Source organism: Bacillus sp. FSL R5-0434, assembly GCF_038004745.1.
Classification (GTDB): Bacteria; Bacillota; Bacilli; order Bacillales; family Bacillaceae; genus Bacillus; species Bacillus halotolerans.
In genome coordinates this window covers 860314-883786 of the sequence record NZ_JBBORV010000001.1, presented here as the reverse complement: position 1 = coordinate 883786, position 23473 = coordinate 860314, and the positions used below count along the sequence as shown (strand labels likewise).

Genomic DNA, 23473 nt, shown 5'->3' with positions numbered 1-23473 from the left:
GATTCCTCCTAGTATCTGCAGGTTACGATAAGTGAGTTGTTTGATTTTGGATTTCCTGATCATCGCGGCGGCCATACTGGCGAAAGGAGTGTTCAAGCTGTTCAAGTGACCGCCCTTTTGTCTCAGGCACATATTTTTTCACAAATAGAATCGCTAGGATATTCATAGCGACAAAGATAAAAAATGTCGCCGACATCCCAATATGATTGAGCAAAATGGGAAAGGTGAATCCAATGAGAAAGTTAGCTGTCCACAAGCAGAAAGTACTGATCCCCATACCAAGTCCCCGCACATGCATAGGGAAAATTTCTGAGAGCATGAGCCACGTCACTGTAGAAATGGCTGTCTGCTGAAATGCAAGAAACAAAACGGTCAAACTCAGAACAACATACGGCAGGGCGAGTGTTCCTTCAAGGACAATAGATAAAATCCCGATCAGCAGAAGAGCTGTCATCGTGCCAATCTGTCCGATGATCAGCATGGGCCGACGGCGGACTTTGCCGAGAAGCCATATCCCAAAAATGACCGCAATAACTGAAATAACACCGTTTGCAATATTGCCGATTAATGCAGCTTCTGTTTGAAAACCGGCTTCTCTCAGAATTTCTGTCCCATAGTACATGATTGAATTGACACCGGTAATTTGCTGTACGATGGCGATTCCGATCCCAATCAATAAAATGCGCCTGATCCACGGCTCTTGAAAATCATGAAAGCCTGCCTTTTTTGCTGTGCCCTCAATCGCATGTTTGATTTCTTTTATTTCCTGCTGTGCCCGGCTGTCTTCACGGATTTGCCGAAGCACCCGCAGGGCGTCACCCATTCTTCCTTTAACTGCCAGCCAACGCGGGCTTTCAGGCACGATGAGCATTCCAAACCATAACACAACAGCTGGAAGTGTCGCGATGACCAGCATATACCGCCATACATTTGCGCTCTCCCCCATTCTGCTGCCGATAATGGCGTTAAAGGTGTATGCCAGCAGCTGGCCAATTACGATCATCAGTTCATTTTGTGTCACGATTCGTCCCCTGCGTTCTGCCGGCGAAATTTCCGCTAAAAAGGTTGGAACCGTTACAGAAGCGCAGCCAACCGCCAGTCCGAGCAGAAAACGAAAGGCAATCATCACGGACGCGTTTGGTGAAAAGGTGCAGCCAAGTGTGGCTGCGATGAAGAGTAAGGCTAAATAAAGGATCGTTTTTCGGCGGCCGTGACGATCGGACAGACGTCCTCCAAACATCGCCCCAAAGGCTGCCCCGAGAAGCAGGGAACTCGCAACCAGTCCTTCTGTAACAGGTGTAAGATTCAGTTGACCTGCAGTTGCCATAAAAGGAAGTGCCCCATTAATGACACCCGTATCGTAACCGAACAATAGGCCGCCGAATGTAGATACCAATGTAATCGTTCGTAAAAGCCCTTTATGAGCTAAGCTTTCTTTTTCTTTTACAGCCTCTTTCTTTTTAGTACTCACGGCTTTCTTCCCCTTCTTTCAAGAATGGCAGAGCACCCGACACCAAGCATAAGCCAATGCATCCCTCCTTCAGCAACATTCATTGTTGTAACCGCTTTCTAAAAAGATTATAAGACAACGAGATTTCTCGCGTCTTTATCATATGAAGACATTGTTTTGTCATTTCAGGACATCTTATTCGTGCGGCTTGGCCTGTTCGGTTTTTTGAAAAGGTTTATTGATTTGAAATGCGGTCATTTTTGAATCTTTATAAAGGGAACGGAAAAGCCCTGGAGAGCTGCCGATTTTGGCGGAAAATATGCGAGTGAAATAATGTACTGAGAAACCGATTTCTTCTGCTATTTCTTTAATCGACAGAGTCGTTGATTTCAGCAGCTCGGCAGCTTTATTTATTTTTTCATTTTGGACAAATTCTGAGTAGCTGACGCCCAGTTCTGCTGCAAATAAACGTGATAAATGTCTCCCTGAGATATGAAAGTGGCTGGCGACATCCGTCAGCTTTAACGGCTGTGACAGATTGTCTTTTATGTGCAGTTTCACCTCTGTCAGCAAAGCAGAAGATGTGTGAATGGGCTGCTTTTGTTTCGAGCGATGGGCGGCCGGGAGAAAGGTTTGGATTAATGACAGGATCAATGCATGCGACAAATGAGATAGGATCTCTTTGTCAAAAGTATTGACAGGCTGCGCTGCTTGCAGCATTAATGTTTTCCAAAGCAGGCCCGGCGGTTCGCCAGCTTTCATTTGCATTGTGATAAGGGGACTTTGTTTCACTTTTTCCATCACTTTGATCCATTCGGCGCTTGACTGATCCTCGCTCAGCTCGAAAGCAACATAAAAAAGGAACAGACCTGTTTCACTTTTGATTTGGTGCAAATGATCCGGCTTTGACAAAAAAATCGTCTGTTCACGAAGCGGATATGTACGATCGCCTTCAAGGTAATATCCTTCACCTCTTACGACGTAACAAATTTCATAAAAGGAATGCTTATGAAGCAGTGTGTTATAGTGGTTCGTCATCGCTCCCCAATAGTGGACGTAAAATAAAACATCCTTTTGCTCTAAGCGATGCACATATTGATTTAAAGCGATTTTGCCCGTCACAAGGTGATTGAGTTCCATGTAAACGCCTCCTAACAAGTTGGTTCTCCCATCATAACAAGGCGGACAGAAATAAAAAATCCCCCTGCCGTTTTTTACGGGCAAAGGGATGACAGTTAAATCACAAATTTGATATGTGCTCCGGAGACAGGGTCTTTCACAAGAAAATGGTTTTCCGTTTCTTCAAGCGAATATCCAGCGTTTTTGACTCGGTCCGCCACACGTTTGAGTTCCTCCTGATAAGGCAGGACAACGGTGTAATAGTCGAGCCCGCTCGCATTTGCCGGCTTAGGCGGCGCATGTTTCCCAGCCCAGATGTTTAAGCCGATATGGTGGTGGTAGCCACCGGCTGAAATGAAGAGAGCAGACATGCCCGCATAGTCTCCGACAATGTCAAAGCCCAGCACATCTGTGTAAAACGCTTTTGCTTCTTTCAGATCGCTGACATGCAGATGAATGTGCCCGATGACCGTACCGTTTGGAAGCGTTGTTTTCCGCTCTTCTCCGGCCTCTTCCAAAAGGCCCTCGATGTCGACAGCAGTTGTTGTCATGACGTAGTTTCCTTCACGATCCCGCTGCCAAGTGCTGCGAGGACGGTCAGCGTACATTTCAATTCCGTTTCCGTCAGGATCAGAGAGATAGAGCGCCTCGCTGACAGCGTGGTCTCCCTGTCCGAGGGCAATCCCGTTTGCAATCAAGCGGGCGAGTGCGATACCAAGTTCCTTTCTGTTGGGAAGCAGAATCGCAAAGTGATACAGGCCCGTTACCGTGCGTTCAGGCAAGACGACAGCGCTTGGATTTTCTTCCAAAATAAGCAGGGGGCGTTTTCCGTCAGCCGTTAATTCAGCTTGGCGGTCCGTCTTATTCAAGACTTGAAAGCCGATCACGTTGCAGTAGAACTGAAGGGAACGCTCCAGACTGCGGATTGTGAGTTTGACATAGCCAATGGTTGTATCCTCATGAATGCTGGTCATGCTGTATGCCTCTTTTCTTATGCTGATACGTTTTCGTTCTTTTTTGCTTTAAACACAAATGGGTCCAGTGCCAGGAATCTGCTTCCAGTAAGCGCCAGGTGAATGGATGTCAAAAGCAGAAGGTAATCAAATTCTGCATTGCCCATGAATGGCGCTTTCAGCTTCACTGTAATAATGGCTCCGATCAATGTGAGAGCAAACAGAACACCTACAATACGTGTAGCCAATCCGAAAAAGACGAGCACTCCGCCAACGAGTTCAATCGCTGCGATGACATACGCCATAAAGCTTGGAAGGCCTATGCTGCCGAAAAATTGGATGGTGCCCTCCATTGCCTGAAACTTTGATAAACCGTGAACAAAAAAGATAATACCTGTGATGACTCTTAAAAGTAATGTGCCAATTTCAAATGATTTATTCATTTTTATCCTCCTTGATAAATGTTATCACTTACTTAATGTAAGCTAGTATATATACATAACTTGTTTACGTCAAGTAATTTTGTTACATTTTACGAAATTGAAATAAAAGTACTATAAATCTGTAACAAAAAAGACCTTTATGCAGGACAAAGGTCTTTTTCTTTATTTCTGAAATTGGCTTTCGTATAAGTCACTGTAAAATCCTTTTTGGCGTACCAGCTCATCATGGCTGCCTTTTTCAATCATTTCGCCGTCTTTTAATACGACAATCTGATCCGCTCTTTGAATGGTATTCAGCCTATGAGCAATGATAACGCTCGTTCTCCCCTCCATTAAACGGGCAAGCGCTTCTTGGATTTTCACTTCTGTTACGGTATCAATGTTGCTTGTCGCTTCATCCAAGATGAGCAGAACCGGATCGGCCAGCACGGCTCTTGCTATGGAGATCAATTGTTTCTGTCCTTGACTGATGCCCGAGCCGTTTTGCGTCAGCACTGTATCATATCCTTTTGGCATCCGCTCAATAAAGCTGTGGGCATTCGCTGTTTTTGCTGCGGCCTCGACTTCCTGATCGGAGGCATCGAGCCTGCCGTAGCGGATATTTTCTCTGATCGTGCCTTGGAACAAGAACGAATCCTGAAGCACAAACCCCATATTTTTTCTCAGGCTCGCCCTTGTCAGCTTTTTAATATCAATCCCGTCAATTAAAATGCTCCCCTCATTGGGCTCATAAAAACGGGCAAGCAGATTGGTAACAGTGGTTTTACCCGCTCCCGTCGGGCCGACAAAGGCGATTGACTGCCCGGCCGGCACTGTGAATTGGAGGTGTTTCAGTGTCTGATTGTTTTCCTCGTAGCCGAAGGAAACATTTCGGAATTCAATGCCGCCTGTTTGTATCGGCTGATGCAGGGCACTCTTTTCATCCTCACGCTCCTCTTTTTCATCCAGCACGTCAAACACCCGTTCAGCGCCGGCAATAGCGGACAGCATCGTATTAAACTGATTGGCCAGATCATTTAATGGACGCGTAAACTGTCTTGAGTACTCGGCAAAGACAACGATGGTGCCGATGGATATCCAGCCTTTCAGCGCAAACAGTCCGCCGATTGCAGCAATGATCGTAAAGCTTAAATTGTTTAAAGAGTTCATCACTTTCGGGATAAAGCCGGAAATCGTCTGTGCCCAGAAGCCTGAAGTCTTGAGTGCGGCGTTTTTTTCCAGAAATTCAGCTGTAATCTGGTCTTCCCGTGAATACGCTTTGATGACCTTTGCGCCTGAAATGCTTTCTTCAATATATCCGTTCAGCTCGCCAAGATTTTTTTGCTGTTCTTTAAACAGTTTTCCCGTACGGTTTGTGATCCATTTCAGACTCACCGCCATTACCGGAATGATCGTCAGCGTGATCACCGTCAGAAGCGGACTCATGTACAGCATGACGGCAATCGTTCCGACGAAAGTGATGACGCTCGACAGAATTTGAATCACCGACGTATTTAAAGTGGAGCTGACATTTTCGATGTCATTGGTCACCCGGCTCATCAGCTCACCATGCCGCTGTTTATCAAAAAACGGGATCGGCAGCTCATGCAGATGGGTGAACAGCTCGCTTCGCATTCTAAAAACTGTGCCTTGCGAAATCGTGATCATCCAATAGTTTTGAAACCAGAGTGATAAAGATTGAATGAGATATATGCCAAGCAGAATGAGCAGAACGGGAATAAGCCCGCTGACCGTCTGGCCGACGATGAAATGGTCGATGGCCTTTCCGATCACAAAGGGGCCGAGGAGGCCGAATATCGCGCTGATTACGACCATCAGCATAACGAGTATGAGCAGCCCTTTTCGTTCTGCCAGGTAAGACCAGATTCGTCTCAGGGTGCCTTTTGTATCCTTTGCTTTCGCCCTTTTTTTGGCGCGTTCTTTTTTATCGATTGGGATTTTGGGATATTGGAAAGGCTTGCGGATGTCTTTCAGCACGACTCGCTCCCCTCCCTTCCGAATTGTGACTCGTAAATGCGCTTATATAAATGTGAGTCAGAAAGCAGCTGGCTGTGTGTGCCTTTTTCTATCAGCTCTCCATCCTCGAGCAGCAAGATTTCATCAGCTTTCATGGCCGTTGTTATTTTTTGTGTAATGATTAAGGTTGTGCACTCATATGTGCTGATGGCCTCAAGCAGATTCGCTTCCGTTTGCAGGTCAAGCGCGCTTGTGCTGTCATCCAAAAGAAGGATGGAGGGTTTTCTGATCAGTGCCCTTGCAATAGAAATCCGCTGCTTTTGACCGCCGGACAAATTGACGCCTCTTTGTCCCAGGACGGTATCATATCCCTTCGGAAGCTTCATGATCGTTTCATGGATTTGCGCATGTTTGGCCGCTTCCATTATTTCATCAAGTGAAGCATTTTCTTTGCCCCAAGCAATATTTTCTTTGATCGTGCCTGAGAACAAGAGCACTTCCTGGGGCACAAATCCGATTTGCTTGCGAAGGCCCTCCGCCGGAAAGTCATCAATAGGCTTTTCATCTATGTAAATGCTGCCCGAATCCGGCTGATAAAGCCGCGGAATGAGCTGAAAAAGCGTCGATTTCCCTGATCCTGTCGCCCCGAGAATCGCGATCGTTTCTTTCGGCTTTGCGGAAAATGAGACATTGCGCAGCGCTTCTCTGTCCATATCCGGATATCGGAAGGACACATCCTGAAAGTCAATTCGGCCTGACAAGCGAGATGAGAGTAATCCTTCCTCCTGCTCGTCACCTTCTGTTTCAAGCACCTCGCCGATTCTGTCGCCTGAGGCTTTTGCCCGGGTGAAAATCATAATCAAAAACGGGAACATAGAAAGCGCACCCGTAATTCGTGTCGCATAGTTAATAACCGCAACGACATCGCCGACTTGAGAACCTCCGCTTGTGATGCTGTGAGCTCCCGCCCATAAAATAAAAAGAATGCAGAGGTTCATCAGCAGCATCAGCACAGGCATCGTAAATTCTACAAGCTGAAATGCCGAGACCGTTTTTTGCATCAGCATCGTGTTTGCTTTGATAAATCTCTTGACCTCATGGCTTCCGCGCAGCAGCGCTTTAATCAGCTTGATCGCAGTTAAATTCTCCTGCATGATCGTATTCACCTGATCCAGCCGCTTCTGCACAGACCGGAACAGCGCCCCGCCCTTTTTCAGTACCCAAAGCAAAAACAAAATCAGGATCGGAATCGTCACAAGAAGAAAAAAGCCGAGCTTCACATTAACGGCGAGTGACAGCGCAATGCCGCCCAAAATCATTAACGGCGCACGCAGCATAAACCTCAGGCTCATAAAAATCAGGTTTTGCACCTGTGTTACATCATTTGTCAGCCTTGTCATATAGGATGAGGACGAAAACTGTCCAAATGTTGAATAAGAGAAGGACTGGATTTTTTGAAAAAGCCCTTTTCTCGTATCGTAGGAAAAGCTTTGGCTGACATGGGCAGCGTAAAAGGAATTCAGCATCCCCGCCGCAAATGATAAAATGGTCAGACCGATCATGACCGCACCCCATATCCAAACGTGCCGCATGTCTTGCTTCAAAATCCCATCGTCGATGATTTTTGCGATCAATAGAGGCTGTACCAGTTCAACCGCGAGTTCCGTCAGCATGAGAATCAGCGCAATTCCCACCAGAAGTGAGTATGGTTTTAAATATGATAAAGCCTTTGACATGTAAAAGCCTCCAAATCCCTTATACTCGATTGTCTCTTTCTTTACTTTACTATGATGGTCTTTTTGACGGCAAACGAAAACCCTCCCAAAAAGGAGGGTCTGCTTTATTGATTTAATAGTTTTTCCACACGCTCCCGCATCTGCGGCACACTCAATCCGATAATCACCTGAAACGCTTTCCCGTTTCTGACGACGCCGTGTGCGCCAAGCGCGCGGAAGACGCTGTCGGGTTCGACCTTTTTTTCATCCTTGACGCTGACTCTGAGGCGGGTGGCGCAGTTTGTGACCTCGGTGATGTTGTCTTTTCCGCCTAACGCTTCGATGTACAATGCAGCGGTTTCATCTGCCGTTTCTGCAGCGGAGGCTGTTTCATCCTTTTTATTTTTTCTTTCTCTGTATTCTTGTTTCGAATACAGCTTTGTTTCCTGCTGATCGTCAATTTCCCGTCCCGGTGTGGCAATATTGAATTTGAGGATCAGAAATCGGAAGACGAAAAAATAAATTGCAGTAAATGAGAGTCCAATCAGAATTTGATACACATACGTCATACCGTGGCTGCCAAAGAGCGGAATCCAGTTCAGGGTAACCGCCTCAATTAACCCGCCCCCCATGTTTCCGACAACACCGGCCATATACATGACCGTCGACATTGTCGCGGCGAGTACGGCGTGAACCGCAAATAGGAAAGGAGAGATGAATAAAAAAGTAAACTCAATCGGCTCTGTGATGCCGGCGACGATGGCCGTGAGTGTGACAGGAATCAGCAGGCCGGCAACGAGTTTTTTCTTTTCCTTTTTGGCTGTGACATAAAACGCGAGCGCAATCCCCGGAATGCCGAAGATTTTTGAATTGCCGTGAAGCGCGAATCCGCCTTGCGGGAACAGCTCCTTCAGCGGTTTGGCGCTTTGTGAATATTCACCAAGGTGCTGCGCCCAATACGTGACGATCCCGCCTTCTGCCACAGCCGGGCCGTAGATGAACGGCGTGTAAATAAAATGATGAAGACCGGTCGGAATCAAAATCCGTTCCAAAAATGTGTAAATCCAAACGCCCACCGCCCCGGAAGCGACAAGAAAGCTTTGAAGCGACCCGATTCCCGTTTGGACCATCGGCCAGATAAAAGACACGGCCAGAGCGACCGGAATCATAATGAAGAAGGAAATCATGACGATATACGTGGAGCCTTGAAAGATGCCGAGAAAATCAGGCAGTTTTTTATCAAAATAGCGGTTATGCAAAAATACGACAATGGAAGAAATAAAGATTGCCCCGATAATGTTGGTATCAAGCGTTTTAATGCCGGCAATCATCGTTAATCCGCTCGTTCCGCCAACCTCTTGATTCATATCAACGCCAAAGGCGCCTCCCCAGACTGTCAGGATCGAGCTGACAAAATAATTAAACGTTAAATAAACCGTAAGCGCTTCCAAACAAGCGCGCGCCTGAGCTTTTTTCGCCAAAGCGACTGGAATGCCGATGGCGAATAAAAGCGGCATTTGATTAAATACCGTCCAGCCGCCTTGCTCAATGATATACCAGCACTGATACCAAAACCCGTCAGGATCAGCGAGCGGCCCCATCAGGGTTTCGTTTTTGAAAAGCGTGCTGACACCCACGATAATGCCGGCGAACGCAAATAATAATACAGGCACAAACATCGCGCTTCCAAAGCGCTGGACTTTTTGCATCATACCAAAACCCCCTGCTACTCAATGTCGTTTTTTTCAGCTTCTTTGTAATCAACATATGCGCGGAACAATGCTTCGCCAACGAGAAAAAACGGCGCAAAAGCGACAATTTCTTTTTTATCACTCAATGTCACGGGCTTGCTTGTCGCATAAAGATTATGCGGTGTGAGCTGGGCGAGGACATTGTTTTTCAAATTCGTAATGGAAATAAAGGGAACTCCCTTTGCGGAAAGCATCCTTGCCTGCGGAATCAGCTCAGGCGTTTCTCCGGACAGCGAAATGATGATAAACAGGTCATTCACCTTAAAATCATCCTGCATCTGGTCAAATTCATTTCTGCCCTCAATTAAAATCAGATACTTATTGAGAGGGATAAACATTCTTTGCAAATCATGGGCGCATATCTTTTGCGCCGTTCCGGACCCGTACACGAAAATGCGGTCCGCTTCATCAATCAGCTGGCACATGTCCGTCATGTCCTTTGTCCTTATAAATTTCAAATTTGCTTCAATATCATCCAGCAGCTTTTGAAAACTCATACTCTCGCCTTCTTCCGGCTGATCTTCCCACTTCAAAAAAACGCGAAATTCACTGTAGCCGCTGAAACCGAGCTTTTGGGCAAGACGCAAAATCGAGGAACGCGATACGCTGCATGCTTTCGCAAGGGCATCGATTCCAAGACGATAGCACGTGTTCTTGTGATTCAATATATATTTCAAAATATGAAAATCATTGTCATTTAATTTACTGTAATGCTGATTAATCAGTTCTTCGAGCTGCATATCAGATCCCCCCATTTTCTTTCTATTATATACAATATAGATTTCGAAAATGGGGGATTTTTCAGTTATGAGATACGGCTCGGGCTTTGATCAAGCTCAGGCCAGAAATCTTTGTTGGCCTCCAATAAATCTTCGAGAATAAGCCTTGCCACACGGGCGTTCGGCACTGTTTTTGAGAGAATGAGCGCCTGCCATAGCTTTTGGAAGGATTTTTCCGTCCACGCCTCAACTGTCAATTTCTCAACTGATACCTGCTGTTCCATCAGTCCTTTTTGGAACTGCGGAATGTTTCCGACTGTGATCGGTTCAGGCCCGTTTGAGCCGACGATACACGGCACCTCTACCATCGCTGTCGGGTCAAAGTTTGCGATTGCGCCGTTATTTTCAACGATTAAAAGCATTCTTTCACCTGTATTGTAGGCAATGGCGCGGGCAAGATCGACGATATATGACGCGTGATCGTCTATTTTGATTTCGCTGTTTTTAGAGGACTGCTCGCGTGCAATCATGTCGCATTGGCTGAAAATAAAGGCTTCGCGTCCTTCCATGACTTCGTTTGCCCGCGTATGGTTCGGATTTGATTTTTTCACCATGTCATCCGGGAACAGATAATATTGTAAATACGTATTCGGCAATGTGTCCGGATCGGCGGCCTGCACGTCACGCGCTTTTGCGAACGTGTCATTCCAGCTCGCCTCCACCGCCTCGGACTCTGCGTTCGGAATATACCCGTACTGAGACACATGTTCCTTCAGCTTCGGCATTAAATCATTGCCCTCTTGATCCTGAATGGATGTCCACCAGCCGAAATGATTTAATCCATAATACCGGACCTTCATTTCTTTTCTTGAGGACAGGCCGAGAATTTGCGCCATACGGTCTTCGATACCGACCGGCATATCACAGATGTTGAGGATTTTTGAGTTCGGTCTGAGGCGTCTCGTTGCTTCCGCCACAATCGCCGCCGGGTTGGAGTAATTCAGCATCCACGCATCTGGCGAGTATGTTTCCATGTAATCTAATATTTCAAGCACGCCGCCAATTGAACGCATACCGTATGCGATACCGCCCGGTCCGCATGTCTCCTGGCCCACAACTCCGTACTTCAGCGGAATTTGCTCATCAAGCGCACGCATCGCGTATTTCCCTACCCTGATGTGTGCCATGACAAAATCAACGTCTGTAAAAGCTTCTTCCGGGTCAGTCGTCGCTGTAAATTCAATTTCGGGTGCTTTTTCTCTGATAAAAACGTCACAGGCCCCCGCGATCCGCTCCTGTCTTTCCTTATCATTGTCATACAGCTTCAGCTTTCTGATCGGAAACTCATCCAAATGGTCTAAGAGCATCAGAACAATCCCGGGAGTAAATGTGCTCCCTCCGCCCGCTATTACGATTGAGAATGATTTTTTCTTCATATGACGACCTCCTTGATAACGTTTACATTTTATTTATATCATGTGACAGCTTGTCTCGTAATGCTTTTGGCGCACTTAGGTCATTTGATCAGTTTTAGTTTTTTTTCCCATTGAGCGGGAAATTTCTCACTTATCTATCAGTTCAACAATTTGATTTTTTTACCTTTTTTGTAATCTCAAAGTCTCATCATCTGTGAAATTTGAGTGAATATACGCCCTTCCAATTCTTATGAAAAGGTTCTTTTGTACGATTCGGATACATGCCGAATTATTTATAATCATTTATATAAAACATCCATTTGTGCGTTAATTTAGGAAAGGCAGGGGACAAAAGTTGGACTCACATAAAGTCATCGAGCTTGCAAATCAGTACAGTGCAGCCGCAGAAGAGGTCAGAAGCTCAAAAATGCTCCTTGACTCCCGGTTATCTGCATTGGGCGATACGTGGCAGGGAAAAGCAAGAGACACATTCGACCAGGATTTCGAGGAAACAAAAGCCGCCTACGAGCAGTTCGAACAGGAGCTGCTTGAAACAAGCCAGGAACTTAAGGCAGCTGCCGTAAAAATAGAAGAACGAAAAGCTGAGATTGCCAGAATGGAAGAATTAGAAAGAAAAGCAAGAGAGGAAAGACATAAACTCGAGAGGTGAATAGCGTGTCAGGAAACATTGCAGTTGATCCGGATAAGCTTGAACAGCTGGCAAATGATGTGGTCACAGAATTAACTGATATGGAAAACAAATATAAGGATTTGCATATGGAGCTGGGACAGCTGATTTTACAATGCGATCCCCGCTACAGCAGCTGTTTTTCGGGTGTTGGGGATGCTTGGAGCTCAGGAAAAGCACTCGTCAGCAAGCTGAGTGACAATGAGATATTCATCAGAAAAACGAGCGACAAATTTGTTGAGCAAGACAATATTTTACGAAAGCTTTATAACGCTTACGACAAATACGGAACGATGACAAGCTTAACCGCCCTGATGCTGACCCAGGGAAAATACTACGGATTAGGGCTTACAAAGTTTGTGAAACAGCCAAGCGGCTTACATACTGCACGGCATTCAAAGCTTCTATTGGACATTTCCAGAGCAGTAGACAGCTCCCGTTATCAAAAAGCAGCCAGAGTGCTTTTGAACCCAAAATATCTGTTTAAAAAGACAAACCGGCCATTTTCTGATTTGGTACATAAAAAGTTTACAAAATACTTTCCGCAGGACACGGTGGATTTTTCAAACAGCGTAAGGAGCTATACAAGAGGATTTGTTAATGAAGCCGGCGTACGCTCAACACTGAAGGATGTCGGAAAAACAGGCTTGAAATTCGCAAAAGGAAATGCCATTACAGCGACACTGATAACCGGAGCGACAGAAACGTTTGGAGCAGGCTTAAAGATCGCAGAAAATTACGCGAAATACGAAGACAAACCCGAAGTGCTCAAACGGGAAAATGCAAAAGCTGTTGGCAATGCAGTCAATAACACTATTTTTGTCGCTGGCGGCGCAACGGCAGGCGCTGTAATAGGCGGGGCGATCGGAAGTTTTGCAGGCCCTGTTGGTACTGTCCTCCTTGGCGCAGCTGGCTCTTATGTTGGCGGAGTGGTAGGAGAACAAATTGCCAAATTTACGGCAGGTTTTGCCGAAAAGGCAGCCTTAAAGCTGAAAGAACCGATTCATGCTGTTGTAAATACTGCCAAAAAAGGGCTGGAAGCTGCCGGTAAAGTCGTGAAAACGGTGAATGACGGCATAGATGCGGCCAATAAAACAATTCATAAAGGAATGGCCAAAGCAAAGAAAACGGCGGACTCGCTCATACACGGCGCAACTCATTTCCTTAAAGGCAAACTTTCATTCGGATAGGAGAATAAATCATGAATCAGTTTACGATCAGCTTAGAAGAGCTCATATTTTGTTTTTACAGCGAAGGCTTTTTTGAACAGGGCATGTCACTGAAGCAAGCCTATTTTCCTGAAATAGAAGATGAGCAGCTCGGATTTTTATTTGAAGCAGCCTGCCGTTCGCTTTTGGCGAAGGATGCTGCTGAATATCGGAATCATCAATACAGGTTAAAGGACGAGTATTGCCCGTTTATCCACGTATTAAATGACGCGGACTATACAGTGAAGCTTTCCAAGTTTGACGAGCAAGGCAGCGAACGGAATGTTTCCTGCCATGTTTCAAAATTTGGCACCTACTCCCATGAGCTTCTTTTTGATGAGCAAGTACATAGTATAAAAAAAATGGAATCAAGCGACGGATTACTTACAAAAACAGCTGAGTTTTTAAATATAATAGATACCGAGGATAAAAGCGAATCTATCCTGACTTTGACATCAAAAGAATTTGAAGCACTTCTGGAAGGTGCTTCCGAGACTCCCTCATACCTGAAGGAATTCCTTGGAAAACACGACTACCAAGAGGACATTACCCGGTTTATAAATGATTTGTCATTACGTAAAGGAAAGATGGATACCCTGATGCGCCTGTCTTACGATAAAGATAACGCACCGGAAGTGGATGACATGGCTTTTATCTTGCCCGGCACCCGCCATACTTGGCTTGTAACGGGTATCACCCAGAATGAATTTACTGTCATGGCTGCTCATAAGGATGTTGTAAATCAAATCATTTCAAAACCGAACGAGAATCTGAATTGATAAAAGGAGAAGAGCATTGGAAAATCAAGTAGTCGAAGTCAAAAGCAGAATGTTCCTGAGAATATGGGCTTTTGTCGGATCTGCCGGTATGGGGCTTGCTTGTTTATGGCTGTTTTATATGGGGATTACCTTTCAAACGAAATATTATCTCCTAGCCATTCCAGCAGGTTTTCTATTCACCTTGTTTTGTTTATATTTATTTATCATCTTTTTTCCTGCCTTTACCCCTAGGGGAAATATCATCTTCCGTATTAAAACCGGAAAAGATGGTGAGATATTCACTGACAAAGCAGCTGTGAAATTTGCCGATATCAAGAAAATTGAAATGAATCGCAATAAATACCGCTTAAAAGGGATTTTTCAGGAAGATGTCATAATTCAAACAACTGACCACAAGACAATTCGCATTCCGACTTGGAACATCATTCCAAACCCTTTGTTTTTTGAAGCGGTTGAACGTTATATTGTCCCACATATGAATGATGAAGCGAAAACGAATTGGATCGGTCAGTTTACAGAGATTCAGCGCAATGTGTATTTAAAGGAATTTGAGAATCATCCGAAGCTATAGGAGCAGCACATTGGAATCACATGATATCGAAGTCAAAAGCAGAATGTTTTTCAGAATCTGGCTGTTTCTCGCAACAGGCGCCGCCGTGATTGCAGGCGTGTGGCTGGTGTCAGAAGCCATTACGTTCGAATCCAAGTACTCTCTGCTTTATTTGGGCGGCGGATTGATGGCGATTGTCTATGGCTTGATCACATTTTCTATGGTTTTACCGGCGTTCACAAGCCGAGGACATGTTATTTTTCGTATTAAACAAGGGCCTGATGGGGAAATCTTCACAAAAAAACGCAGCGTGCCTTTTACTGAAATCAAGCGCATTGATATGGGACGCCATCAATACAGTTTGAAAGGGATTTTCTTTGAGGATATTATCATTGAGAAGAATGACGGCAAGATCGTTCGTATTCCGACTTGGAACATCATAGCTAATCCATTATTTTTCGAAGCGGTTGAACGTTATATGCTGCCCCATATGACGGAAGAGGCGAAAAACAATTGGATCAGCCAGTTTACGGAGATTCAGCGCAGTGTGTATGTAAAGGAATTTGAAGAGAATCCAAAGCTTTAACGCCTCTCTCTCCTTTATAATGAAATGTAATTGAAGTTTGAGGGGGGCGCGTGATGCTGATGACCATTCTTTTATTTCTCGCGGCGGGACTTGCAGAAATTGGCGGTGGCTATTTGATTTGGCTGTGGCTGAGAGAAGCGAAGCCCGTCGGATACGGGGCAGCCGGGGCGCTGATATTGATTGTATACGGCATTCTCCCGACGTTTCAATCCTTCCCTTCCTTCGGCCGTGTATATGCCGCTTATGGAGGGGTGTTCATCGTACTAGCTGTCTTTTGGGGGTGGCTTGTCGATCGGAAAACTCCTGATCTGTATGACTGGATCGGCGCACTGATTTGTCTGATCGGGGTTTGTGTGATCTTATTCGCGCCGCGAGCATAACAAAATGGCCTGCTTATGAAAGCGGGCCATGTTTGTTTAATCCTCTTTTAAGTTGTTCAGCAGCACTTCATGCTCCTGCTGCGGTTCGTCCAGCGGATAAATTCTTGCTGTTCCGGTTTCTTCATTCACATGCTGAATGTAAATCGGAACTCCGTTATAAGTTACTTTCTTCATATCCGGTGATTCCACGATTTCTTTCGCTCTCTGTATATTCATCTCAACATCCTCCTTCACCCATAACGTTTCCATTTCTTGAAAGAAGTATGCTTTATGATCCAGCGGTCATGTTAAATTTTTTCAATCGTTTGTAGAAGGTGCTGCGCGGAATGCCGCTGATTTTAGCGGCTTGGGAGACGTTTCCTTTTGCCGTTTCAAGCGCATTGATGAGGATATCTTTTTGAATTTGCTCACGGAGAGTAAGCGCCTTTGTTTCAGCCCCCTTTTCTTTTACGGGGCCGATCGGCAAGCCCGACGCTTCGAGCAATAAGGAAAGCGGCTCGTCACTCAGCCGTCCGTCCGGAAACCTGATGGAAAGGCGTTCAAAGACATTAAACAGCTCGCGGATATTCCCCGGCCACTTCCATTGCTTCAGTACGTCCAAAAAGGCAGGCGGAAGCTCTCCCGGCCATCCATTTTTCTGTGTGTAGCACGCAAAGAGGGCCTCAATATCTTCGAGGCGGTTCCGCAGCGGAGGAAGATGAATCGGGTAGACATGAAGGCGGTAAAACAGGTCCTCTCTGATTTTTCCGCTTTCTGCGAGTTCACGCAAATCACAATGTGTGGCTGCAATCACTCTGATATCAACCGGAATTTCTTTTGTCCCGCCGACCGGCGTAATCTTGCGTTCCTGAAGCACCCGTAAAAGCGCCACCTGCATCGAGTGGGAAATTTCTCCGATTTCATCTAGAAATAAGGTGCCGTGATTCGCTTTTTGGAAGGCGCCTTTGTAGCCATCTCGTTTCGCTCCTGTAAAAGCGCCTTCTGCATAGCCGAACAGCTCGCTTTCGATTAAATCCGACGGGATCGCTCCGCAATTCACGGCTACAAACGGGCCGTTCTTACGGTCGCTGTTTTCATGAAGCGCGCGGGCCGCGACTTCCTTGCCCGTGCCGGTTTCACCCGACAGGCAAACTGTCGCATCAGCCGCGGCCGCTCGTTCGAGGCTTTTGAGCATCGCTTGCGATTGCCTGCTTTGTCCGAGGACTCCATTGAATCGAAAGGCCGGCTTTTTCTTTTGTTCCGATAAATAAAAACAAGTGCCGCTGTCCCCCATGGTGACCGCTTTATCGATTGTAAAACCCCTTTCCTTCAACTCATAAAGATGCCGGCCTTGCCAATCCGGTATTGACGATCGTATCGGTAGGCTTGCGCCGATGATGTGCTGTTTGGCATTACAAAGCACGATCGGTACACGGGACGCTGTCCTATCAGCAAAGCGGCTGAGCAGTTCAAGCTCTTTCTCCCTGCTTTTGGCTGCCAATTCCCTTTCCGCGGCAAAGGCAATGGTCGCGGCAATGCCGAGCATATTTAGGGGTGTGTGCGCTGCCGGGCAAGAGATATCAATCACTCCCGCAAGACTGCCGTCCTCATAATGAATCGGTGCTGCTGAGCAATTCCAGTGATGGGAGGCGACAGAATAATGCTCTGAACCTTGAATGACAACCGGCTCGCTAATATGAAGCGCCGTTCCGATTGCATTTGTGCCAACCGCCGTTTCCGTCCAGCACGCGCCTTCGATAAAGTTAATGCGTTTGGCTTCATGGAGCGCGCGGCGATGCCCGTCAAGCGCCAGCACCACGCCGTCCGCATCAATTAATAGCGCCATCATTTCCATTTCTTTTATTGCAGGCAGCAATTTTTCCAGGTAAGGCATTGCGGTCGACAGAAAGAATGAATGTTTGTTTGACTGCTGATCCAGCTCCGTTTGCTGCAAAACCTTCGGGCCTTTTTCCAAATAGGGGTTAACCTCAGCCTTTCTGCAGCGATGCCAGGACTCGGCTATCCTTTTTCTTATTCGGGCTTCGTCCAGCACGCCGTCCTTCACAAAACGTTTCCAGGTTTGCAAATCGTTCGGGATCGAATTCATTCCTTGATCGTTCCTCCCTTACACGCCGTTTTCATCTATTGTAGGGGAAAAGTAAAGCGCTTTCAACAATAAAAAAGCCGGCGTATTCGCCAGCTTTTCTTGTTATGCATGCACCGCAAGCCCAATTGTGCTTAACAATGCTTCGTGCAGCGTTTCCGAGAGCGTCGGATGGGCCGCGATAAAATGCTCTGCCATATCCGCCGTCATTTCACCGTTCATGATGGCAGCCGCCTGGCCGATGAGCTCGGTCACATCCGGTCCGATCATTGAGACTCCGACGATTTCACTGAACTCCGGCTCAACCACGATCTTGACCTTTCCTTCCGCTTGATGTTTGATGAGCGCCTTCCCGTTTGCGGCAAAAGGAAATTCACCAATCTGTACTTCTCCGTAAACGTGTCTTGCCTGTTTTTCCGTCAATCCGATACATGCGATTTCCGGCGATGTGTAAATACATCGAGGCACGTTTTTTTCGTTCATTTTGATGTCGCGTCCTGAAGCGTGTGAAGCGGCGATGATTCCTTCATGGAAAGCAGCATGGGCCAGCTGAATGCCACCGATCGCGTCCCCGCATGCGTAGATATGAGGCACATTGGTCTGCATCTGCTCATTTACGGGAATACCTTTTTGGGAAAAATCAATTCCCGCCTGCTCAAGCTGTAATCCATCCAGATGAGGTTTTCTGCCGATCGCCACCAGTACATAATCGGCCTTCGTCTTAAACTCACGCTGTCCGCTTTTCCATATCGCCGTTTTGGCTGCTTGATCAACACGCTCTAACCGGGAGGAGGTATGAACTTCAACTCCGTCTTCCTCAAGCTTTTCCTGAAAGTGACGGGCGATATCCTCATCCTCTGCCGGAATCAGCTGGCCGGCTGTTTCAATGATCGTCACCTTCGTTCCAAGTCTGGCGAACAATCCGGCATACTCGCAGCCGATCACACCGCCGCCAACAATTACAAGCGAAGCGGGAATGTCTGAAAGGGCGAGTGCGTCTTTGCTGTCAATCACCCATTCGCCGTCAAACGGGGCAAAGGGCAGCTCGATCGGCTCTGATCCGGTTGCGATCAATATTTGTTCCGCCTCTCTGATTTCTTTTCCGTTCTCCCCTTTGATCAAGAGCTTCTTGTCAGAAAGAAAGGAAGCCTCTCCCTTTACGACCTGTATTTGATTTTTCTTCATTAAGTACTGTACGCCTTGGACAAGCTGGCTGACAACCTGCTGTTTCCTGCTCTGCATCTTGTTCCAATCAACCGAGATTGCACCAGGCGGAAGCTCAATTCCAAAGCGCCCGGCATGTTTGATTTTATCAAGTACGTTTGCGCTTTCTAACAAAGACTTCGTCGGAATGCAGCCTTCATTCAGACAGGTTCCTCCAAGCGAGCCTTTGTCAATGAGCAGCACGTTTCTGCCCTGCTGTGCCGCGGAGACTGCAGCGGCATAGCCCGCTGGTCCCCCTCCGATAATGGCTAGTGCCATGTTCTCACCTGCTTTTCTATAAAATTAACGCTGCCGGTTCCTCCAAATATGTTTTGATCGCCTTCAGAAACTCAGCGGCCGGAGCGCCGTCACAGGTTCTGTGATCAAACGTCAGGCTGAGCGGCAGTATCGTACCTCTGACAATCTCCTCCCCTTGAAAAACCGGCGTGTCATAGCTTGCTCCGATGCCGAGAATGCCTGTTTCGGGCGGATTTAATATCGGCGTAAAATGCTCCACGCCGGATGCGCCAAGGTTTGTGATTGAGAAGGTCGAGCCTTGCAATTCTTCGCTCCCCGCACGTCCCTCGCGTGCTTTTTTGGCGTTTTCTGAAATGGTTTTGGCCAGCTCAATCAGCGGCAGTTTTTCAGCATGACGAATGACAGGCACAACCAACCCTTTTTCAAGAGCAACAGCCATTCCGAGATGAACATGAGGATGTGTGATAATGCGCTCATTTTTGTAGAAGCTGTTCAGCATAGGGTGTGATTGTAGAGCGAGCACCGCAGCTCTTGAGACAAAATGAGTGATCGTCAATTTCGTGCCGTGCCGTTCCTCAGCTGTCGGCGAAAGCTGTTTTTGAAGAGCTGCCAGCTTAGTGATATCAGCCTTCATTGTAATCGTCAGCTGGGCGCTGTTTGACAAGCTTTCCTGCATTCTGGATGCGATCACTTTTCTCATGCCTGTAACTGGCGTTTCCTGCGCCTTTTGTTCGGAAACTGGCTCAGCCTGTTCCCTTTTTTGTTCAGAAAGCACCTTTGTGACATCATCCTTTACGATTCGTCCGCCCGGTCCCGTGCCCTTCAGATTTTTCAGGTCTAACCCTGCTTTTTCCGCTATTTTTCTGGCGACTGGAGAGATTTTCAGTCTGTCTTTTTTAGTGTTTGCGGGTTTGTTCTCCTGTTTAGGAGGCTGGGGATTGGCTTGCCTGCTAGCTTCAGCGGCTGGCTCTTCCGTTTCTTCCTGCACCGATTCATTAGCGTCCCCGATGTAGCAAATGGCCGTGCCAGGCGGAACCTCTTCCCCTTCTTTCACCTTAATATCAATCAGCGTGCCCTTTTCAGGCGCTTCGATTTCCATTTCAATTTTCTCCGACTGAATGCTGGCGATGCTTTCTCCCTTTTCAACCGGATCTCCCACTTTTTTGTTCCAAATCGATACTTCTCCTTGTTTCATGGCCATTCCCAACTTTGGCATCACTACTTTGACCGCCATATGTGTCCCCCCTTTAATTCACTGCCGGCTCGCCAAGCAATTCAAGCGTGACGCTGACGATTTTATCTGGTGTCGGCAAATATTGGTCTTCAAGCACTGGCGAAAACGGCACAGGTGTGTGCGGCGCTGTAATCCGCTTAATCGGCGCATCCAGCAGATCAAAGCCTTTGTCGGCCACAATCGCGGCTATATCTGTGGCTATGCTGCATCGCGGATTGGCTTCGTCAATGATGATCAGCCGGTTTGTTTTTTCTAACGATGTGAAAATCGCTTCCTCATCCAGAGGAGACAGACTGCGCGGATCAAGCACCTCGGCTTCAATGCCTTTTTCTGATAATTGTGCTGCCGCTTCGAGTGCGGTATTGACCTGCTTGCCGATCGCAAACAGCGTAATGTCGCTGCCCTCGCGTTTGATGTCCGCTTTTCCGAGCGGAATTGTATAATACTCTTCCGGCACTTCGCCTTTCATGTTGTAGGACGTTTTGTCTTCAAAAAAGAACACCGGATCGTTGTCTTCGATCGCCGCAAGCAGCAGACCTTTGGCATCATACGGACTCGACGGAACAACCGTCTTCAGCCCCGGAATGCTTGTGAAAAGGCCGTACAGCGCCTGGGAGTGCTGTGCCGCAGCCCGGAAACCCGCTCCGTATGTGGTGCGGACGGTAATCGGCACTTGCGCTTTTCCGCCGAACATATAGCGGAATTTTGCCCCTTGGTTGATGACCTGGTCAAAGCACGTGCCGATGAAATCGTTAAACATCAGCTCCGCAATCGGTCTCAGCCCTGTTGATGCCGCAGCCATAGCGGCGCCCATATAGCCCGCTTCAGAAATGGGCGTATCCAGCACCCTGCTCCGTCCAAATTCCTGAACGAGCCCTTTTGTGACGCCTAATACGCCGCCCCATGCTTCGTCATCCTGCAAATGATCGACTGCCGCTCCTCCGGCTACATCCTCACCGATCAACAGCACATTTTCGTCCCTTCTCATCGCAAGTTTCATCGCCTCGTTGATCGCGTCTGACATGCTTATGACTCTTGCCATCTTACATTCCTCCTTTTTCGTATGAGACATATACATCTGCCAGCAGCTCTGATTCTTTCGGATATGGGCTGTCTTCGCTGAAGGAGACTGCTTTTTCAATCGATTCTTTGACGCTTTGTTCAATATCTGCCAGTTTTTTTTCATCCCCCTCTTTTAACAGATAGTTTTTAAAACCTTGTATGGCATCCTTTTCTTCAAGGTGCTCAACTCTTTCATCCTTTGTTTTATAGGTTTGGGCATCTCCTTCGAAATGGCCGTAGTTTCGGTAGGTCATGCATTCAATCAAAGACGGGCCTCCGCCGTTTCTTGCTCGTTCAATCGCTTCCTCCGCTGCCTGATAAACTGCTAAAATATCTTTTCCATCCACGGTTACTCCCGGCATGTTATAGGCAGCTGCCCGATCAGCGATTGAATCACAGGCTGACGCGTACTCAAATGGCGTGGCTTCGCCGTAGCCGTTGTTTTCAGCGATAAACACAACTGGAAGATTCCATACAGCCGCTAAGTTGAGGCCTTCATGGAAGGTTCCTTGATTATTTGCTCCGTCTCCGAAAAAGCAAACGCTTACATTATTGGTCTGTTTATATTTAGCCGTGAGCGCTGACCCGCATGCGAGCGTAAATCCGCCCCCGACGATTCCATTTGCCCCTAACATACCTTTATTGAGATCGGCAATGTGCATCGACCCGCCTTTGCCTTTACAAAGCCCTGTCGCTTTCCCGAAAATTTCCGCCATCATGCCGTTCAGGTCACAGCCCTTGGCAATACAATGGCCATGCCCTCTATGTGTGCTTGTAATGCTGTCGCCATCATCTAAGTGAGCGCACACGCCTACAGCTACAGCTTCTTCACCGGCATACAAATGGACGAATCCGGGAAGCACTCCCTCTGCGAACAGTTCATGCACTTTGTCCTCAAAGCCCCTGATTTCCAGCATCTTTTGGTACATCCACAGCGCTTTTTCCTCAGTTAATGACAAGCCTTCTCGTTTTAACAGTTCCATTGTGTGTGCCTCCTTCTATTTAGGGTTCGCATTAATGAATGCAAGAAGTGTGCCAGCTATTGGATGCCTGTAAAATCAGTCTTCTATGTTGATACCATGAGACAGTTTGAGACAGGTGTCTCATTTTGTCTCGATATGAAACCATGTGTCTCGTTTTATTCCAAATAAAAAAGACCGGGCACTTGCCCGGTCTTTTGACGTCGATCGACATATTTATTTCCTCGGAAATCTTATCAACTTCCTAATGCCTCTGCATCGTTTTTCTGTATGGCGATTTCAGGAGTAAAATCAATTGAATATTTTACATAACCAAAGCCGCCGTCCCCATCCTTCTGCATGCAGTCTATCGTGCCTCTGAAATATGTATACCCTTTTTGATTAAGCGTTTTTCTGACGGTTTCCGCCATCGCCGCGGCATCTGTTTTTGTTTTTCCGCTTGCATCTAACTGTATCGTCAAACTTAGCGGCGCTCTTTCAGCCAATTGCTTGCTCCAGCTTGTCTCTAATGTGAACTGGGCGTTTTCAACGCTGATATCTGCTTCGGCTTTTATAAGTTGCGGAACGGCTTTTTTCAAATCTGTTTCGATTTCCTTTGATGCTTCTTGATTTAGATGTTTTGCAACAGACTCGGTATAGGCTTCTTCAATTCCATAGCAGGTTACCTTAGGATGGAGAAACCCCATCGCGCACATTTGGTAGCTTTGAGATTGGGTGTTTGCTTGAAACACATATTCCGAGGTTTTCGCGTTATAAACTCCATTCGTGATCTTGATTTCTTTTTGAGGATAGGTCTGTTTCACATATGATGTGAGCTTTTGCTCTGCGGCATTTTTGGAAAATGGATCACCGAATAAAAAATGATAGATATAAAAGCCGCTTCCACATACCGCAATGGCAAGGAAGCCAAACACCATTCTTTTCATTTTCACACCCTTTTC

22 protein-coding genes are annotated in these 23473 nt (G+C 46.8%); 6 read left to right on the top strand and 16 right to left on the bottom strand.

The features are described from left to right. Positions 1-22: 22 nt before the first annotated feature. The 9 genes from NYE43_RS04455 to glvA all read right to left on the bottom strand — a co-directional run bounded on the left by NYE43_RS04455 (position 23) and on the right by glvA (position 11542). Positions 23-1471 carry a sugar porter family MFS transporter gene (locus NYE43_RS04455; RefSeq protein WP_024120623.1) on the bottom strand — a complete coding sequence of 483 codons (1449 nt, stop codon included), beginning with the start codon at positions 1469-1471 and terminating at the stop codon, positions 23-25. 174 nt (positions 1472-1645) lie between these two features. Next, entirely contained in the window at positions 1646-2590 is a 945-nt protein-coding gene (locus tag NYE43_RS04450) for an AraC family transcriptional regulator (protein WP_101860277.1), read from the bottom strand. A gap of 95 nt (positions 2591-2685) precedes the next feature. Next, complete coding sequence (locus NYE43_RS04445; protein WP_216394911.1) at positions 2686-3543, bottom strand: VOC family protein; 858 nt, start codon at positions 3541-3543, stop codon at positions 2686-2688. Positions 3544-3560: 17 nt separating this feature from the next. Then, a complete protein-coding gene (gene catD, locus NYE43_RS04440) occupies positions 3561-3965 on the bottom strand; it encodes a DoxX family oxidoreductase CatD (RefSeq protein ID WP_024120620.1) in 405 nt (134 codons plus the stop codon). 162 nt (positions 3966-4127) lie between these two features. Beyond that, positions 4128-5942, bottom strand: a complete 1815-nt coding sequence (locus tag NYE43_RS04435; protein ID WP_024120619.1) for an ABC transporter ATP-binding protein — start codon at positions 5940-5942, stop codon at positions 4128-4130. Further along, complete coding sequence (locus tag NYE43_RS04430) at positions 5936-7657, bottom strand: ABC transporter ATP-binding protein (RefSeq protein ID WP_024120618.1); 1722 nt, start codon at positions 7655-7657, stop codon at positions 5936-5938. The genes NYE43_RS04435 and NYE43_RS04430 overlap by 7 nt, the downstream gene beginning before the upstream one ends. A gap of 104 nt (positions 7658-7761) precedes the next feature. Continuing rightward, positions 7762-9348, bottom strand: coding sequence for a PTS maltose transporter subunit IIBC (gene malP / locus NYE43_RS04425; protein ID WP_024120617.1), 1587 nt, complete (start codon positions 9346-9348; stop codon positions 7762-7764). A gap of 14 nt (positions 9349-9362) precedes the next feature. Beyond that, the gene (locus NYE43_RS04420; RefSeq protein WP_024120616.1) at positions 9363-10127 is read right to left on the bottom strand and encodes a MurR/RpiR family transcriptional regulator; all 765 of its coding nucleotides are present in this window, start codon (positions 10125-10127) and stop codon (positions 9363-9365) included. 65 nt (positions 10128-10192) lie between these two features. Beyond that, positions 10193-11542 carry a maltose-6'-phosphate glucosidase gene (gene glvA, locus NYE43_RS04415; protein WP_044163674.1) on the bottom strand — a complete coding sequence of 450 codons (1350 nt, stop codon included), beginning with the start codon at positions 11540-11542 and terminating at the stop codon, positions 10193-10195. Positions 11543-11876: 334 nt separating this feature from the next. On the opposite strand from glvA, the gene NYE43_RS04410 reads away from it, so the two are divergent. The 6 genes from NYE43_RS04410 to NYE43_RS04385 are packed head-to-tail and all read left to right on the top strand — an operon-like array spanning position 11877 to position 15712. Next, positions 11877-12191 carry a WXG100 family type VII secretion target gene (locus NYE43_RS04410; RefSeq protein ID WP_268545119.1) on the top strand — a complete coding sequence of 105 codons (315 nt, stop codon included), beginning with the start codon at positions 11877-11879 and terminating at the stop codon, positions 12189-12191. A gap of 5 nt (positions 12192-12196) precedes the next feature. Further along, complete coding sequence (locus NYE43_RS04405; RefSeq protein ID WP_101863596.1) at positions 12197-13399, top strand: hypothetical protein; 1203 nt, start codon at positions 12197-12199, stop codon at positions 13397-13399. Between the two features lie 11 nt (positions 13400-13410). Continuing rightward, positions 13411-14196 carry a hypothetical protein gene (locus NYE43_RS04400; RefSeq protein WP_059353378.1) on the top strand — a complete coding sequence of 262 codons (786 nt, stop codon included), beginning with the start codon at positions 13411-13413 and terminating at the stop codon, positions 14194-14196. A 16-nt stretch (positions 14197-14212) separates the two neighbouring features. Next, positions 14213-14767, top strand: coding sequence for a YfjD family protein (locus NYE43_RS04395; protein ID WP_082687921.1), 555 nt, complete (start codon positions 14213-14215; stop codon positions 14765-14767). 10 nt (positions 14768-14777) lie between these two features. Further along, positions 14778-15332, top strand: coding sequence for a YfjD family protein (locus NYE43_RS04390; protein WP_326323672.1), 555 nt, complete (start codon positions 14778-14780; stop codon positions 15330-15332). Positions 15333-15382: 50 nt separating this feature from the next. Continuing rightward, positions 15383-15712, top strand: a complete 330-nt coding sequence (locus NYE43_RS04385) for a YnfA family protein (RefSeq protein WP_081638253.1) — start codon at positions 15383-15385, stop codon at positions 15710-15712. Positions 15713-15748: 36 nt separating this feature from the next. Here NYE43_RS04385 and NYE43_RS04380 read toward each other — a convergent pair whose 3' ends face one another. The 7 genes from NYE43_RS04380 to NYE43_RS04350 form a co-directional block, all read right to left on the bottom strand. Then, a complete protein-coding gene (locus NYE43_RS04380; protein ID WP_010333419.1) occupies positions 15749-15928 on the bottom strand; it encodes a small acid-soluble spore protein H in 180 nt (59 codons plus the stop codon). A gap of 52 nt (positions 15929-15980) precedes the next feature. Then, complete coding sequence (locus NYE43_RS04375) at positions 15981-17798, bottom strand: sigma-54-dependent Fis family transcriptional regulator (protein ID WP_101860282.1); 1818 nt, start codon at positions 17796-17798, stop codon at positions 15981-15983. Between the two features lie 102 nt (positions 17799-17900). Continuing rightward, on the bottom strand, positions 17901-19277 hold the full coding sequence (gene lpdA / locus NYE43_RS04370; RefSeq protein WP_101860283.1) for a dihydrolipoyl dehydrogenase: 1377 nt from the start codon (positions 19275-19277) through the stop codon (positions 17901-17903). Between the two features lie 16 nt (positions 19278-19293). Further along, the gene (locus NYE43_RS04365; protein ID WP_341061061.1) at positions 19294-20490 is read right to left on the bottom strand and encodes a dihydrolipoamide acetyltransferase family protein; all 1197 of its coding nucleotides are present in this window, start codon (positions 20488-20490) and stop codon (positions 19294-19296) included. A gap of 13 nt (positions 20491-20503) precedes the next feature. Beyond that, the gene (acoB, locus tag NYE43_RS04360; protein ID WP_024120605.1) at positions 20504-21532 is read right to left on the bottom strand and encodes an acetoin:2,6-dichlorophenolindophenol oxidoreductase subunit beta; all 1029 of its coding nucleotides are present in this window, start codon (positions 21530-21532) and stop codon (positions 20504-20506) included. A 1-nt stretch (position 21533) separates the two neighbouring features. After that, positions 21534-22535 (bottom strand): acetoin:2,6-dichlorophenolindophenol oxidoreductase subunit alpha, encoded by a 1002-nt coding sequence (acoA, locus tag NYE43_RS04355; RefSeq protein WP_341061058.1) that lies wholly within the window; start codon positions 22533-22535, stop codon positions 21534-21536. A gap of 233 nt (positions 22536-22768) precedes the next feature. After that, positions 22769-23458, bottom strand: a complete 690-nt coding sequence (locus tag NYE43_RS04350; RefSeq protein WP_341061057.1) for a YfjL-like protein — start codon at positions 23456-23458, stop codon at positions 22769-22771. Positions 23459-23473 lie beyond the last annotated feature (15 nt).

What these genes read in the sequence shown, in the direction of transcription:
- NYE43_RS04430 (WP_024120618.1), bottom strand. Translation starts at nt 7,657, where the DNA reads ATGTCAAAGGCTTTATCATATTTAAAACCATACTCACTTCTGGTGGGA.
- malP (WP_024120617.1), bottom strand. Translation starts at nt 9,348, where the DNA reads ATGATGCAAAAAGTCCAGCGCTTTGGAAGCGCGATGTTTGTGCCTGTA.
- NYE43_RS04380 (WP_010333419.1), bottom strand. Translation starts at nt 15,928, where the DNA reads ATGAATATACAGAGAGCGAAAGAAATCGTGGAATCACCGGATATGAAG.
- NYE43_RS04445 (WP_216394911.1), bottom strand. Translation starts at nt 3,543, where the DNA reads ATGACCAGCATTCATGAGGATACAACCATTGGCTATGTCAAACTCACA.
- NYE43_RS04350 (WP_341061057.1), bottom strand. Translation starts at nt 23,458, where the DNA reads ATGAAAAGAATGGTGTTTGGCTTCCTTGCCATTGCGGTATGTGGAAGC.
- acoA (WP_341061058.1), bottom strand. Translation starts at nt 22,535, where the DNA reads ATGGAACTGTTAAAACGAGAAGGCTTGTCATTAACTGAGGAAAAAGCG.
- lpdA (WP_101860283.1), bottom strand. Translation starts at nt 19,277, where the DNA reads ATGGCACTAGCCATTATCGGAGGGGGACCAGCGGGCTATGCCGCTGCA.
- glvA (WP_044163674.1), bottom strand. Translation starts at nt 11,542, where the DNA reads ATGAAGAAAAAATCATTCTCAATCGTAATAGCGGGCGGAGGGAGCACA.
- acoB (WP_024120605.1), bottom strand. Translation starts at nt 21,532, where the DNA reads ATGGCAAGAGTCATAAGCATGTCAGACGCGATCAACGAGGCGATGAAA.
- NYE43_RS04365 (WP_341061061.1), bottom strand. Translation starts at nt 20,490, where the DNA reads ATGGCGGTCAAAGTAGTGATGCCAAAGTTGGGAATGGCCATGAAACAA.
- catD (WP_024120620.1), bottom strand. Translation starts at nt 3,965, where the DNA reads ATGAATAAATCATTTGAAATTGGCACATTACTTTTAAGAGTCATCACA.
- NYE43_RS04450 (WP_101860277.1), bottom strand. Translation starts at nt 2,590, where the DNA reads ATGGAACTCAATCACCTTGTGACGGGCAAAATCGCTTTAAATCAATAT.
- NYE43_RS04400 (WP_059353378.1), top strand. Translation starts at nt 13,411, where the DNA reads ATGAATCAGTTTACGATCAGCTTAGAAGAGCTCATATTTTGTTTTTAC.
- NYE43_RS04375 (WP_101860282.1), bottom strand. Translation starts at nt 17,798, where the DNA reads ATGAATTCGATCCCGAACGATTTGCAAACCTGGAAACGTTTTGTGAAG.
- NYE43_RS04420 (WP_024120616.1), bottom strand. Translation starts at nt 10,127, where the DNA reads ATGCAGCTCGAAGAACTGATTAATCAGCATTACAGTAAATTAAATGAC.